The organism is Rhodococcus sp. KBW08 (assembly GCF_003852455.1).
GTDB lineage: Bacteria > Actinomycetota > Actinomycetes > Mycobacteriales > Mycobacteriaceae > Rhodococcus_F > Rhodococcus_F baikonurensis.
In genome coordinates, this window is sequence record NZ_QAJJ01000018.1 from 369612 (window position 1) to 383118 (window position 13507).

Consider the following 13507-nt stretch of genomic DNA (forward strand, 5'->3'; position numbering starts at 1 on the left):
CGCTTACGCCCTCAGCAGGTCATCCGCGTCGACGGGTCGGTAGTGGTATCGAGCCACTTGCCGTAAGCGTCGCCGCCTGCTACGCGAACGTCCTTGCAGATCTTCGACTCGGTGTTCCCGGATTCGCGATACACCGTGTAGATCGCCGTCCCCGAATCGGAGACTTGACGCAGTGACGGGCAGGACTGGTCTGTCCGTAGGTATCTCGAGCCGGGGAACGCGTCGAGGTAGTTCTGGATCTCGCTGGCGTATGTTGCCGGATCGGTGGCATTGGCCAACACCACGATTCCGGTTCCTTTGCATGCGGGGACGGTGATCGGCTTGCTCACCCCGAGGTCGCCGTTTCGCGCGGACGGGTTCGACGCCCGAGTGGTTGTGGTCGCTTGCAGTCCGGCGGTGGGTAGCGGCTCGAGCTTCGGCGTTCCGACCGGCTCCTGAATGGGTTCCTGTGTCGACGTGGCGGTGGAAGCCGCTGCAGTGGTTGGTGATTCCGGTCCGGAGTCTGTGAGCACCGCCCACGCCGCTGCGCCGCCCGCCGCCAGGATGAGGGCAAGACCTACTGCACCGACGACGATCGGCGCTCGATTGCGCTTGGTCTTTGTCGCGATGTGCGCGTAGGTCCCGTGAGCGGGATTCGCCGTGGTGTAGGTAGGCGGGCCGACGATCGTGGGGTGCAATCCGCCCGCCACACCGGGAGTGTGGTTCGTCGAGAGGGCCTGCCGCGCTTGGAGTGCGAGCGCTCCCGTTGTCGGATAGCGGTGTGCGGGATCCTTTGCCATGCCGCGAGCCACGATGGCGTCGAAACCTTGCGGGAGCGACGGAACCGTCAGTGTGGGGCGTGGCGGCGGAGCGTTCAGGTGCGAATTGACCAGGTGCTCGATGCTTGTGGTGTTGAAAGGTGTTGTTCCGGTAAGTGATTGGTAGAGGACGCAAGCCAGGGAATAGACGTCTGCTGCGGCCGTCGGCGTTTCGATTCCGAACCGCTCCGGCGCCATGTATGCATACGAACCGACTGCGCTTCCCTCGGTGGTGATCTTCGTGTCCGTCTGTGAGTATGCGATTCCGAAGTCGACGAGGTAGGCGAAGCCGTTGTTCGTGAGAATGATGTTGTCTGGTTTGACGTCACGATGGATGAGCCCGCGGGCATGTGCGGCGTCCAACGCCGACGCGATTTGCGAGACGATGTCGACGGCTCGTGCAGGCGTGAGTCGGCCGAACTCGGCCAACTCGGCTCGCAATGTGTGGCCTTCGACCAAGCGCATGTCGATGAAGAGGACTCCGTCGATCTCGCCCCAGTCGTGCACAGGGATCACGTGAGGTTCGTTCAAGGCGGCAGTGGTGCGAGATTCTCGGCGGAAACGAGCTTGGAATGACGGGTCGGCCGCAAGCTCGCGATGGAGCAACTTGAGTGCGACCAGGCGATCCTTCGAGGTGTCGTACGCCTCGTACACTTCACCCATTCCGCCTCGGCCGAGGAGGCGACGCAACTCGTAGACGCCGAATCGGGTTCCCGATCGCCCTTCGTGCGAGCTCGAGGCGTTTTCAGTCATCGTCGGTCCCATCGCTGCGGTGCAGAGTCGGCCATCAACATATCGTTGTCAGGACGTGTCGGGGGACCGCCTAGACTGATGTACGTGGCGGGCCGAATTTCTGACAGAGACATCGCGGCCATTCGCGAACGCACTCGCATCGAGGACATCGTCGGTGAATACGTTTCACTCAAGCGTGCCGGTGGCGATTCGATCAAAGGTCTGTGTCCCTTTCACGACGAGAAGTCGCCGTCGTTCCACGTGCGACCCAACCACGGCCTCTACCACTGCTTCGGCTGCGGTGAGGGTGGGGACGTGTACTCGTTCCTGCAGAAGATGGACCACATCAGCTTCGTCGAGGCTGTCGAGCAGTTGGCCGATCGACTCAGCTACACGATTTCGTACGAGGGCGGTGGGCCGTCCGTTCAACGCGATCGAGGCACCCGTGCACGCTTGATCGCAGCAAACGCGGCGGCTCAGGAGTTCTACGCCGCTCGTCTACGCGAACCAGATGCCCAGGCGGCGCGCGACTACCTCACCGAGAGAAACTTCGACGGCGCCGCTGCACTGCAGTTCGGGTGTGGATACGCGCCCGAAGGTTGGGACACTCTCACAAAACACTTGATGTCCAAGGGCTTCGAGTTCAAGGAACTCGAAGCAGCCGGGCTGTCCAAAGAAGGCCGACGAGGTCCGATCGACCGGTTCCATCGCCGACTTCTGTGGCCGATCCGCAGCGTCGCCGGTGACGTCATCGGCTTCGGTGCCCGCAAGCTTTTCGACGACGACACCATGCCGGGTAAGTACGTCAACACGCCGGAAACGATTCTCTACAAGAAGTCTCAGGTCTTGTTCGGCTTGGACCTCGCCAAGCGCGACATCGCCAAGGGGCACCAGGCGGTAGTCGTCGAGGGTTACACCGACGTCATGGCGATGCACTTGGCCGGCGTCAAGACCGCCGTCGCTTCGTGCGGAACCGCCTTCGGTGAGGAGCACCTCGCGATGCTCCGCCGACTCCTGATGGACGACAGCTACTTTCGTGGTGAAATCATCTACACCTTCGACGGTGATGCCGCGGGGCAGGCCGCTGCGATGAAGGCGTTCGAGGGTGATCAGAAGATGGCCGGGCAGACGTTCGTCGCCGTCGCTCCCGACGGAATGGACCCGTGCGATCTGCGTCTGAAGTCCGGTGACGCCGCCGTTCGCGACCTCGTGGCACGGCGCACTCCGATGTTCGAGTTCGTGGTGAAGTCCATCCTCACCGAGCATGATCTGGAGACCGCTGAAGGTCGCGTCGAGGCACTGCGTCGTACCGTCCCCGTCGTCGCGCAGATCAAGGAATCAACTCTGCGCGACAGCTACGCAAATCTGTTGTGCGGATGGGTCGGTTGGGACGATCTTCCGTCGGTTCGACGACGCGTGCGTGACGAAGCTCGCAAACGGGCGTCGACGCGTGGATCTTCACCGGCGCCCAAGCGTCGTCAGGTTGTCGACCCACCTGCTGCCGATGCGCTTGCGCTGCCGATCGGAATCTCCAGGCCCCGGCCCAAAGATCCGGCGCTCTCGACGCAGCGAGCTGTCCTCAAGGCCGCATTGCAGCACCCTGGCATCGCCGGCAGTGTCTTCGACTCGTTGCCGCCCGAGACATTCACCCACCCCGCTTACGTTGTCATCAGGCAGGCAATGGCTGACGCCGGTGGAACGAGCAAGGGGCTCGGCGGCGCCGAGTGGATCGAAGTCGTCACCAAGGGCGTCGAAGACATGACGGTGGCCTCGGTTGTGTCGGAGTTGGCCGTCGAACCGATGCCGTGCGACGAAGACACGGTTCCGCGCTACATCAACGGAGTGCTCGCACGACTGCAGGAAGCGTGGGTGGGCGAGCAGGTTGCCGACCTCAAATCCAAGCTTCAGCGCGTCTCACCTGCCGCGGCCCCCGAGGAGTACAACTCACTGTTCGGCGACCTCGTGGCCCTGGAGCAGTATCGCCGACAGCTGCGTGAGCAGGCTGTCGGCGACCAAAGCGTCTGACCTAGCGGTTTTTCTTCAACTGGTCGTGAGGGACCAGAATCGTGGTCTCCTCGTTGATCGGCTTCATCGGCTCGAGCTTGGGCTGAGTACTCAGTGAGTCGGCCAGCTTCTGCCGTGACGCGTCCAACACCTTCTTGGTGGCCGGACTAGTGGCCACCGCCTTCGCGGCCCGGCTGATCTGCTCGTATCGTGCGCGGCCCGCTTTGGTTCCCAGGACGTACCCAGCTGCAACACCGATCAACAAACGCATCATTCCTGCTTCCCTCCAGCACCGATCGTCCTGACTCCATCCTGCCTGATGACTCGCTGGGCAGGCGATTTGGTACTTCGGTGGAGGATTCGCTACAGTTTCTCAGGCAACGCCGGAACGGGCGAAGCGAGCAAGACAATCCCCTGTAGCTCAATTGGCAGAGCTTCCGACTGTTAATCGGACGGTTGCTGGTTCGAGTCCAGCCGGGGGAGCAGCAAAGCCCCTCACCTGAGAAATCAGGTGAGGGGCTTTCTTGTATTCGTCTGACCTAGTGCGCTCGCAGCAGGTCCACCGATCGAAGTGCCGATTCGACGTCTGCCGCGTTGTTTGCTTGTTCTGCGAGAATTCCCAGCCGTCGAGCGCTGAGGACGTTCACCGGGTTGTCGTCGACGAAGAAGGTCTGCTGTGGACGCGCATCGAGAAACTCCAGCGCAGCCACGAAGGCCTCAGGGGCGGGTTTGGTAGCTCCGAGCATGCAGGAGAAAACATGCTTGTCGATTGCCGATGGAGTTACAACACTTTCGATGGCGGCCAACAGGACAGGTCCATTGTCGGAGAGCGTGGCGACCACGACGCCCTCGCTTCGAAGCGCGATTGCGAGAGCGATGACTGCGCGGTCCGGGACGAAGGCTGTCGCCCAGGCTCGGCGTAGGTCGTCGCGGTCACCAGAAAACCCGAGCCGTCGAAAACGTTCCAGGATCGCAGTTTCGGAGTGAAGGCCGAGATCGCATTCCTGGTCGAACCCGGACGCGAACACGAGTGCATGGACTTCGTCTTCAGCGACGCCGATAGCCGTTGCCAGTTCTGCGGCGCGACGATCGGGCTCGAATCGACACAGCACGCCACCCAAGTCGAACAGAACGAGTTCGGGTCGTCCGCTGCCGTTCGCCATGTCGTAGAGGGTAGGCGTCATCAGTGCCCGTGAATGCGACTCGAAGACGTCGGCGACCAATACGCCGAAAGCCCGACGCAAGTGCTTGCGTCGGGCTTTCGGCGAAACCGTCGAACTGATCGGCCGGTGCGCTTACTTCGCTGCGCGATCCGAAGGCTCGAATAGTCGGATGATGTGGCTGGGGTTGATGTAGTAGACACCGTTCGGAGAATTGAGAACGAGAGTGTCTTCGGTGAAATCGGTGACGGTGCCGTTCAGCTTCGCGCCGTCGGACATGATGATCCGGATCGTGGCCTTCGAGTTCTTGAATTCGGTCAGTGCAAGCTTCATGTGGTGATCCTGTTCCGTGGGGTGTGCACTCCCACGGTATCGGCTCATCGCGCCTGTGCCGACCAACCTTGGAAGACTCGACTCGAAAGAGTGCAACGCGTCACCGCCTGCCCGATTGTGATCCGCGTCGGATGTGCCGGTAACATTCGGATTCGCCGCGATGCATCGCATCCGGATGGGGCGGTAGCTCAGTCGGTTAGAGCCGTGGACTCATAATCCATTGGTCGCGGGTTCGAGCCCCGCCCGCCCCACGTCAAATGCCCTTTCTGAAAAGCAGAGAGAGGGCATCCATCACCTATTCATCGTTTTCGGCAACGCCGGTGACTGCGATCTATCACGGACTGTCTCTCGAAGTGCAATGCGAAGCGATCTGGGAAGCCACCCGAGCGGAAGAGCGGCGTGAGCAGAATCAGCGTCAGATCCCACCGGTTGCAAATCTGTGGGACGGCGAGGTTGCAGCATCTGGTTAAGGCCGAGTAGGGCGGTACGTTCGACCTGATCGAAGGGGACACCGGACCCGGGCAATTGGAACATCCGCTTGATCATCCTGTGGGCGTGTGGCTCTGAGATGAGTGGAGCCCATCTGTGGCGAGAAGCGGAAAAACATCACCGTCGGGCACACAGGCCCAAGGTGGGGTTGACTCCTCGAGTACGTCGAACGCGACAAGCGAGAAAACGGTGATCAAGATGTCGTAGCGACGTTGTCGAGCGGCTAGGAGCGGCTTAAGCGGGGGACGGTCTGGCCGAACAGTTTCCTCAGTGAGCACTTCCCGGCGCCGTGTGTGTTCATTCTCCCGGGGCCGATCCCGTGGATCATGTCCACGATGCTCGACCTCCAGTGCCATCGAGAGCGAAATTCGGCCTGGCGATGCCGGACGATCCGACGGATCCGGCGAACCGCACAAACCTGGGTCAGTCCACCTGGTCGGTTGTCGTCAGGGCGATCAAGTTGATGGATTCGCTCAATTCTGGTGCGCTGTGGGGGATTGCGGGCTCGCGATTCAAGAAGTTGTACGACATTGCGAAGACGATGATGCGCTACGGCGAGATCACTCCGATCGTGCGCCGCTACCTGCATGGCGATCCGCCTCCTTGGCTCGAGGCTAACCTCACGGGACTGTTGTGGTGTCGTTCGAAGATCGGTCGGGACGGTTCTCGGGAACGTCGCAGGGTACTCGATTCGAAGGGCTGACAATGACCGTCGATAAGTTCATCGGCGATTGCACCGAAAGCAGCTCGCAACTCAAAAACCGACACCACGATCCCGGGCGAGTACTACGTTGCGGGCAGTAAGTGGACGATTAAGTCGTTGAAGAATGATGTCCTCATCCCTGGTCTTTCGATGACCGATACGACCCACCTCGCCAAGGTGTCGACAATTCCGACCGCCGCAAACAGTGCCACGGGATCTGATCCAATCTCACTGTGGGTGAAGGTGGATACGGAGGCTACGACCGTCACTGTCACAGCGGGCTCGAACACCTTCGTCCGCATCACCTGACCGAACTGAGACAATCAGGGTACGGCTTTCGCTGGGTGTCATGATTTGCCGCATGTCGGAGAACTGCGGTGTCGCAGCCCGAAAACTAGTGTGGATCTGCGCGATAGTGCTAATCCTGATTATGCAGTATCCGATTTCGTGAACGGGGAATTCGGATTATCGAGGACTAGCATCTTGGCTGCAATAGGATACTTCTATGTACGATTCTGTGAGAAACGCCCGACCAGGTGGTTGGGGTCCGACACAGAGTGAGGCCGAGGCTTATTTTTCACTCGGCGATGCTCCGTAATACACCAACAAGCGAGCACTGCCGAGATCGCAAAAAGGATCGGGCGGTTGTAACCCCAGGGTGAAAAGATTACATCCCAAAGACCCTGTACCGACACCAGGACCACCAGTGCGGCATATTGCCCTCGTGCCTGAATGACCGCTACGGAAAAAAGACAGATCAGTAAGGCTGGGAATCCGGCGGCCAGCACCCCACCCGCGGCCCACGACTCGAAGAATACTGAATGCAGGGATACTTGGCCCCCCTCCCGAATCCAGATTTTTCGGTACGAATCGGGGTTTTCCATTCCGAGGTCTCTGGCAATTTGGACACCTGATGCTTCGGTAGCGTGGTCGATCTTGTTTAGATTTCCCCACCCTAGCAGTGGCTTCTCCGAGATAGCCGCGATTGAGAATGGCGGCTCGACCCGGCCCGCGAGGAAGGCGGGCGCATCGGAAACTTGCTCCTGAGCAATAGTCCGAGCTTGCACGTCAGCACCGAAAGCACCGGAAGATATGGAATTTGGCAGAAGTATGGCCAGAGCATAGATGCCGACGATTGCCACCCCAACTTTCGCCCATCTGGGCCGGCTTGATGCACCCTTCGCTATCAGTATGACCATCGAAATCAGGCACACAAGCGCGTGGGACCGGAACCCTAGAGACATGCTGGCGACACCTAGAGTTGCGAGTAGTGCGGCAGACAGCCATGTTCTGCCGGTCGATACCGCCATGTAAATCAGAATTATCGTCACGGGTGTGGCGATCCCGTATTTCCACAGGTGTTCAAATGTGTCGGACGTATTGCTTGTGCCGATCAAGATAAAGAACAGGGCATGACCAGCGGCGGTCCAGGAGATCAACTGCCCTGCGTCTCGTTCGCAAGCCGTCAACTTCACTGCTGAGGACGCAAATAGGGCCGCGGCTAGAAGCGATGCGATGGCTGTCACCGGTAGTGGCACGCCTTGAAGGAAAGCGCTGGCGGCAACCATGAATGCACCCCCGATGGCTGCCCCAATGAGCGCCTTGCTCCATCGGGGCCATCCATTTAGGGGCTTTATCGGAATGAGAAATATTCCAGGTACTGACGCAGCACAGAACGCGGAGCGAAACCACGGCATGGGCACTGCTGCGAGCAATCCGAAAACTCGTCGATAATTGTCATAGGGCGTCGACCTGGTTCGTGGCGTCCTTCCGGACGCCCATGGCATGACGATCGCAGCGACTGCCGAAATGGCCGTTCCGATGAAGATGACAAGGATCGTGGTGTCTACTGTTTCAGGTTCGAACATCGACACGGTCCTGCGCTAGGTGAGCCATCGTTTCATTGTCCGGTGAGCTGGCGTGTTGGCCTATGGATTTTGGTGCGCGGATTGTGCGACGAAGGTCCTGTCTGTCCTTACGATGTCTCGAAACGAAAGCGCCCCAACTTCGCAAGGAGGTTGGGGGCTTTCGTCATCTGCAGAAGGACTGTTGCTGCTAGCTGTCGAAGATGTCGCCGAGTGAACCGAGTGAACCGGTGCCTGTCTCGGGCTTCGGATCCTTCTTGGCGAAGTTGGTGGTGCAGCCGTTGAACTTCACGGCGTAGGCGAAGACGCTCGAGGCTTCCGAGCCGGTCTGGTGATTTCTCAGTGGGTGAGAACGAGCTGCCTTGTGGCTGCCCTTGTAGGGGGTCGTCTGCCGGGGCGGCCCCAGTGTCCACTCCGGCAGGTCGGCACACCTGAGCTGTCCGGAACAGGTGCACCCAGGATGGCCGGCTGTGCGACCGGCCAGGTCGAGGCCGGTGGATCAATGCGTGACGAAAATGACGAATCAGGGCGTGCGTTTGATCGGCTGCCGCAGCGTCTGACTCATCGAACGTAATTCGCGATCAATCGAGTGGCATGCGGATCGCACAGAGTTCCACCATCCGAACGAACGCTATGCCCAACTTCGCGGGAAGTGTCACGCTTTAGATGTGCCTACCGGTGTAGGTACAAGGCAGTCGAGCCGTCCCCCCGCGGCTCGGCTGCCCCCAACGGGCGGCATCGGGCCCGAATGGCCGCGTTAGAACTGGCGACTGCAAGTTCCGACTCGGGGTTGGATGCGACTTGGGATCGTACGTGTAGCTACAGCTCGGTTGTCCGACGCCACAGGTGTGATCACCGGCCCCATCATGGACAGCCGACTTCAGTCCGAGACTGCGTTCAACGTGAACGATCGAAATCCGTTCGACTGCCGAGCAATACACGCTACGTTTCATCGACGCGTTGACCGGGAGCAGACCGTCGGTACCCACTCAATGCGAGGAATAGAAACGGAAATGGGCCCCGCAAGTGCGGGGCCCATTTCCTTGTCTGAAAAGCGTTGTCGGACGAGGGCTTTCAACGTCGAGGACTTTGTGCTCGGTCTCGTTCAGTTGTTTGATCAGGGTGACGGGAAACATTTCTATGTTCCGATTCCATCCTTGTGTACTTCGGTGGTGACTCGGGCTCGATTGTCGTTTTTCCGTGCTCCGTCAATCGTGGAATCCACAGTCCGCGAGCGCTCAGTAGTTACCTCGATCGGATGCAAAAACCGGGCAATCGGAACAAAACACTTGTCGAATAGTTACATTTGTTGATAAAGTGTAACGACATGCTGATAGTCAACAGCAACTTCGAGGCCGCATTACCGGACGCCGACGGGCGCCGGGGGATATCGGTGTGCTGTCGATGGGTGGTGACGCCGCTGCGCGCCGCAACACGGACTCGGCGAACTGTGCCGGGTTGGACCCCTGATCCCACGGACCAAAGTAACGGAGAACGTACTGTGAAAATCAAGAACTTGATCGCGCCTGGTTTTATGGACGATCACGGAAACAGGCTGTTCAGCAACACGATTCGATCAGCTGAGGGTGAGGCATTGGTCGAGCGGCTGAATACCATGTTCGAGCAAGCGAACAGGACAGGTCGGGTTGTCGATCAACGAGAACTCTCGACCGTGCTTTATGCGCAGCGATTCGAGGATTCGGCGGGCGACCGGTCGATTTCGGCGCCCGAAAGGTTGCTGCGTGCAACCGAGGGACTCTCCTACGAATCCTTCTCCCTGTTGATCTTGGCGGCCGAACATTTACTGCGTTCCGAAGGGAAATTCGTCGACCCGCTTCCCTCTCACGAGGGTTGACGAGGTCAGTGGGAGCTTCGTCCACAACGACACAGGCTCGCCAGGCGAGCGTCGAGCCAGGTGCGTGTCACGAGAGCCGGTGGCAGCCGATCACGGATCAACACGTACCTCGCGCCGCCGCATGAAGTGAATTGACGACCACTGTCTGCTGTCGCGGTGTGTACATATCCCACATGCTGTCTGAATCAGCGAGAGCCGGTACGTCGTTCGATCCAGGGCTCTGCAGCCGTGCCAACGTCGCTTCCACGGTTCCGAATGCCTCGAGCAATGCATACGCGTCGTCACACGTAAAGGCGAGTTCGCGCGGCTCGGCGTCGCCCACTGCCCCGCCACACGCAGTCAGCGTGAGCGCAAGTGGAATCGCGACACCGAGCATGATTCGCTTCATCGGCCAATCAGAGCAGACCGACTCCGCCCTGGCGGACTATTCTCGATCCATGCCGATCACCCCGGATACAAAGAACTGGACCTGGGTCCTCGAACGCCCCTGCGCCGAGTGCGGGTTCGATTCCTCCACCGTCGCATTCACGGATGTTCCTGATCTGGTGCGTGGCAACGCCACATCGTGGGTTGAGGTGCTGGAACGCGAGAATGTGACGGAGCGACCGGACAGTGAAACATGGTCAGCGCTGGAGTATTCCGCCCACGTGCGCGACGTGTTCAGGATCTTCAAGGTGCGGTTGGAACAGATGCTCCAATTCGACGATCCGACATTCGAGAACTGGGATCAGGACGCAACAGCTGAGTCCGAGCGGTACAACGACCAAGATCCGGCAACGGTCGCATCGGAGTTGGCGGACGCCGCGGCGGAGGTCGCGAACGCCTTCGAAACCGTGCCGGAGGGCAGCCGCCAACGACGGGGTCTCCGCAGTGACGGATCGGCGTTCACCGTCGAATCGTTGGCGGCATACTTCATTCACGATCCGATCCACCACTTGCACGACGTCTCGGCGTAGTCAGAGCCCGCGTACCTCCTCGAGGGTTCTTCTGGCTCCGACGGAGTGCAACGAGTCGAGCGTCTTTCGGAAGCTTGCGACAAATCGGCGATCGTCCACGAGATCGCCGAACACTTGGCGGTACCCGATGAACGCCAACGGGTCGCTCGACTGCTTCCGGGCGAGCGGCACAAGAGTGTCGGACAGCTGATCGACGACGGTGATGGGGTCACCGTTCTCGTCTGTGCCCTCGGCGTAGCGGGCCCAGCTGGCGACTATGGCGGTGGACAGGTTGATCGGTCCGCCAGTGTCGAGTTGGGTCCGGATGACGGGCAACAGCCACTTGGGAATTCGATCGGACGACTCGGCACACAGACGTGCAATCGTGTCGCGGACCTGGGGGTTCGAGAATCTTTCGATGAGGGTCTTCTTGTACTGATCGAGATCGACGCCGGGCACCGGATCAAGGGTCGGCGTCGCTTCGAGATTCATGTAGTCGAGCAGGAACCCTGACAAGAGTTCGTCCTGGCACGCCTCGTGAACCAGGCGGTATCCGGCAAGGTAACCGAAGTACGCGATGCCTTGATGGCTGGCATTGAGAAGTCGCAGTTTCATCAGTTCGTAGGGGCGAACATCCGGCACGAGATTGACGTCGGCATTCTCCAGAGGCGGCCGGCCTGAGGTGAACTCGTCCTCGAGGAACCATGCGGTGAACGGCTCGGCCGCGACCGGCCACTGATCGTCCACGCCAAACGTTTCGGCGATCTCTGCGGTCACCTCGGCTGTCGTGACGGGTGTGATCCGGTCGACCATGGAGTTGGGGAAGGCGCCGTTCTCGTCGATCCACTCCGCAAGTTCGGGATCCTTCAGGGCGGCGAAGGCTCTGACGGCCGTCCTCGCGACTGATCCGTTGCCTTCGATGTTGTCGCAACTCATGATCGTGAATGGTGGCAGGCCGCGGTCTCGACGGAGTGCGAGGGCAGCGCACATCAAACCGAAGGTGGTGCGGGGGAGCGTTCCCGGCTCGAGATCGTGCACCACATCGGGATTCGACGCGTCGAACTCACCCGTGGTGTGCGAGATGTTGTACCCGCCCTCGGTAATGGTGAGTGAGACGATCTTCGTCGATTCGGCCGCCATCTTCTCGATCACCGCCTCCGGATCGTCCGGAGCGAACAGGTACTCGACGATCGATCCGATGACCCGGCCCTCGAGGGTTCCGTCCGCATGCTTGAGCGCCAGTGTGTAGAGGCCGTCCTGCGCGCGGAGTGCGTCTTTCATTCGCCTGTCCGACGGCATCACTCCCACTCCGCAGATTCCCCAGTCGAAGCCCTCACCGCGTCGCAGGAGACTATCGATGTACATGGCCTGGTGTGCACGGTGAAAGCCTCCGACCCCGAAATGCACTATGCCGGTGGTGACTTTGCTCCGGTCGTAGTTCGGCACTTCGAGTGCAGCATCGAAGTCGAGCAAGGTCTTCGTGTTGAGTTCCATGAAAGTTCTAGTCTCCTTCGGCGACGATGACTACGGCTTTGATGCTGCCGGGAATGCGATCGGCCACCAGGGCCTCTTGCGACTGTTCGAGTGAAAAGCGCGCTGTGACCATCGAATCCAGGTCGACGCGCCCGGCAGCGACCAGTGCGGCGGCGATCGGCCATGTGTTGGCGTATCGGAACACTCCGGTCAGCACCAGTTCGCGATTCTGAATGATCGGGACCGGCAACGGTATCTCGTCGGCACCCATCCCGACCAGAACGACGGTCCCAGCGGGCCGAACTGCGTGAATCCCGTCGATCACGGCGGCCGTGGCACCCGAGGCGTCGATGAAGGCGTCGACGGCCAGCGAGCGTACGTCGCTTTCACGAGGATCAACGACGGTTGTTGCGCCGAATTTCAGTGCCACATCACGCCGGGCCGCATCGATGTCCGAGACGATGACCTCCGTCGCGCCGAATGCCTTGGCCACCTGCGTCGTCACGATCCCCACCGGGCCGGCGCCGGCGATCAACACACGAGAGCCCGCCGTGATTCCCGCCTTCTGGGCTGAGGCAATCCCCACGGAGAGTGGCTCGAACAGCGCAGCTGCCTCGTAGGACACGGAATCTGCGATGGGATGGGCGAAGTCGGCGCCGATTGTGACGTAGTCGGTCAGTGCTCCGTCGATCGGCGGCGTCGCGAAGAACTCCATATGGGGGCAGAGGTTGTATCTGCCTGCCTTGGATTCGGGGCTTGTCGGATCAGGTTTCTGAGGCTCGATGGACACGCGCTGCCCGATGCGTCCCGGTTCGACGCCGACGCCGACTGCGGCGATGCGTCCCGATGCCTCATGTCCGAGAACAAGGGGCGCGTTGACCACGTAAGGGCCGATGCGACCTTCACGAAAGTAGTGCGCGTCCGACCCGCACACGCCCACGGCATGGATGCGAACGAGGACTTCGCCGGCCTTCGGGGACGGTCGTGGTCTCTCGACCATCTGCATCTTTCCGGTTTCAACGAGGACGTTTGCCCGAATTGTCGCAGGTAGATCGATGGATTCTCCGGAAACTGTTGTGTGGGTCACAACCTAGATGTTAGCTTAATGAGCATAATAACATCTAGTGAGCATTTGCTCACGATCGAGAAACTTTGAACCCG

The 13507-nt window shown here is 60.2% G+C and carries 14 protein-coding genes and 2 tRNA genes; 8 read left to right on the forward strand and 8 right to left on the reverse strand.

Annotated elements, in window-relative coordinates; translation table 11 throughout:
* Window positions 1-11 precede the first annotated feature (11 nt).
* Window positions 12-1562, reverse strand: coding sequence for a serine/threonine-protein kinase (locus DBV08_RS25515; protein WP_124569278.1), 1551 nt, complete (start codon window positions 1560-1562; stop codon window positions 12-14).
* 72 nt (window positions 1563-1634) lie between these two features.
* Between DBV08_RS25515 and dnaG the strand changes: the two genes are divergently transcribed.
* A complete protein-coding gene (gene dnaG, locus DBV08_RS25520) occupies window positions 1635-3554 on the forward strand; it encodes a DNA primase (RefSeq protein ID WP_095969986.1) in 1920 nt (639 codons plus the stop codon).
* A 1-nt stretch (window position 3555) separates the two neighbouring features.
* On the opposite strand, the gene DBV08_RS25525 is transcribed toward dnaG, so the two are convergent.
* The gene (locus DBV08_RS25525) at window positions 3556-3807 is read right to left on the reverse strand and encodes a hypothetical protein (RefSeq protein ID WP_003941570.1); all 252 of its coding nucleotides are present in this window, start codon (window positions 3805-3807) and stop codon (window positions 3556-3558) included.
* A gap of 136 nt (window positions 3808-3943) precedes the next feature.
* Between DBV08_RS25525 and DBV08_RS25530 the strand changes: the two genes are divergently transcribed.
* Window positions 3944-4016: transfer RNA gene (locus DBV08_RS25530), tRNA-Asn, on the forward strand.
* Window positions 4017-4072: 56 nt separating this feature from the next.
* On the opposite strand, the gene DBV08_RS25535 is transcribed toward DBV08_RS25530, so the two are convergent.
* Window positions 4073-4696, reverse strand: a complete 624-nt coding sequence (locus DBV08_RS25535) for an HAD family phosphatase (RefSeq protein WP_260395752.1) — start codon at window positions 4694-4696, stop codon at window positions 4073-4075.
* Between the two features lie 132 nt (window positions 4697-4828).
* Entirely contained in the window at window positions 4829-5026 is a 198-nt protein-coding gene (locus DBV08_RS33010; RefSeq protein WP_003941659.1) for a hypothetical protein, read from the reverse strand.
* A 177-nt stretch (window positions 5027-5203) separates the two neighbouring features.
* Here DBV08_RS33010 and DBV08_RS25545 point away from each other — a divergent pair.
* From DBV08_RS25545 to DBV08_RS32425, 4 genes are all read left to right on the forward strand, one after another.
* Window positions 5204-5277 (forward strand) — tRNA-Ile (locus DBV08_RS25545).
* A 69-nt stretch (window positions 5278-5346) separates the two neighbouring features.
* Window positions 5347-5496, forward strand: coding sequence for a hypothetical protein (locus tag DBV08_RS32420; RefSeq protein ID WP_172436522.1), 150 nt, complete (start codon window positions 5347-5349; stop codon window positions 5494-5496).
* A gap of 368 nt (window positions 5497-5864) precedes the next feature.
* Complete coding sequence (locus DBV08_RS25550) at window positions 5865-6218, forward strand: hypothetical protein (protein WP_185564901.1); 354 nt, start codon at window positions 5865-5867, stop codon at window positions 6216-6218.
* A gap of 150 nt (window positions 6219-6368) precedes the next feature.
* Entirely contained in the window at window positions 6369-6527 is a 159-nt protein-coding gene (locus DBV08_RS32425; protein WP_172436523.1) for a hypothetical protein, read from the forward strand.
* A gap of 194 nt (window positions 6528-6721) precedes the next feature.
* Here the strand turns inward: DBV08_RS32425 and DBV08_RS25555 are convergent, their stop codons facing one another.
* The gene (locus tag DBV08_RS25555; protein WP_260395753.1) at window positions 6722-7786 is read right to left on the reverse strand and encodes a hypothetical protein; all 1065 of its coding nucleotides are present in this window, start codon (window positions 7784-7786) and stop codon (window positions 6722-6724) included.
* A 1798-nt stretch (window positions 7787-9584) separates the two neighbouring features.
* Here DBV08_RS25555 and DBV08_RS25560 point away from each other — a divergent pair.
* Window positions 9585-9938, forward strand: a complete 354-nt coding sequence (locus DBV08_RS25560) for a hypothetical protein (protein ID WP_124569281.1) — start codon at window positions 9585-9587, stop codon at window positions 9936-9938.
* A 97-nt stretch (window positions 9939-10035) separates the two neighbouring features.
* On the opposite strand, the gene DBV08_RS25565 is transcribed toward DBV08_RS25560, so the two are convergent.
* Window positions 10036-10326: a hypothetical protein gene (locus tag DBV08_RS25565; RefSeq protein WP_124569282.1), complete on the reverse strand. Its 291-nt coding sequence runs from the start codon at window positions 10324-10326 to the stop codon at window positions 10036-10038.
* A gap of 49 nt (window positions 10327-10375) precedes the next feature.
* Here DBV08_RS25565 and DBV08_RS25570 point away from each other — a divergent pair, with 49 nt between their 5' ends.
* Complete coding sequence (locus DBV08_RS25570) at window positions 10376-10894, forward strand: DinB family protein (RefSeq protein ID WP_124569283.1); 519 nt, start codon at window positions 10376-10378, stop codon at window positions 10892-10894.
* Here DBV08_RS25570 and DBV08_RS25575 read toward each other — a convergent pair whose 3' ends face one another.
* Together DBV08_RS25575 and DBV08_RS25580 are read right to left on the reverse strand one after the other, a co-directional pair.
* The gene (locus DBV08_RS25575) at window positions 10895-12367 is read right to left on the reverse strand and encodes a mannitol dehydrogenase family protein (RefSeq protein WP_124569284.1); all 1473 of its coding nucleotides are present in this window, start codon (window positions 12365-12367) and stop codon (window positions 10895-10897) included.
* Window positions 12368-12374: 7 nt separating this feature from the next.
* Window positions 12375-13385, reverse strand: coding sequence for an NAD(P)-dependent alcohol dehydrogenase (locus DBV08_RS25580; RefSeq protein WP_124569435.1), 1011 nt, complete (start codon window positions 13383-13385; stop codon window positions 12375-12377).
* Between the last annotated feature and the right edge of the window lie 122 nt (window positions 13386-13507).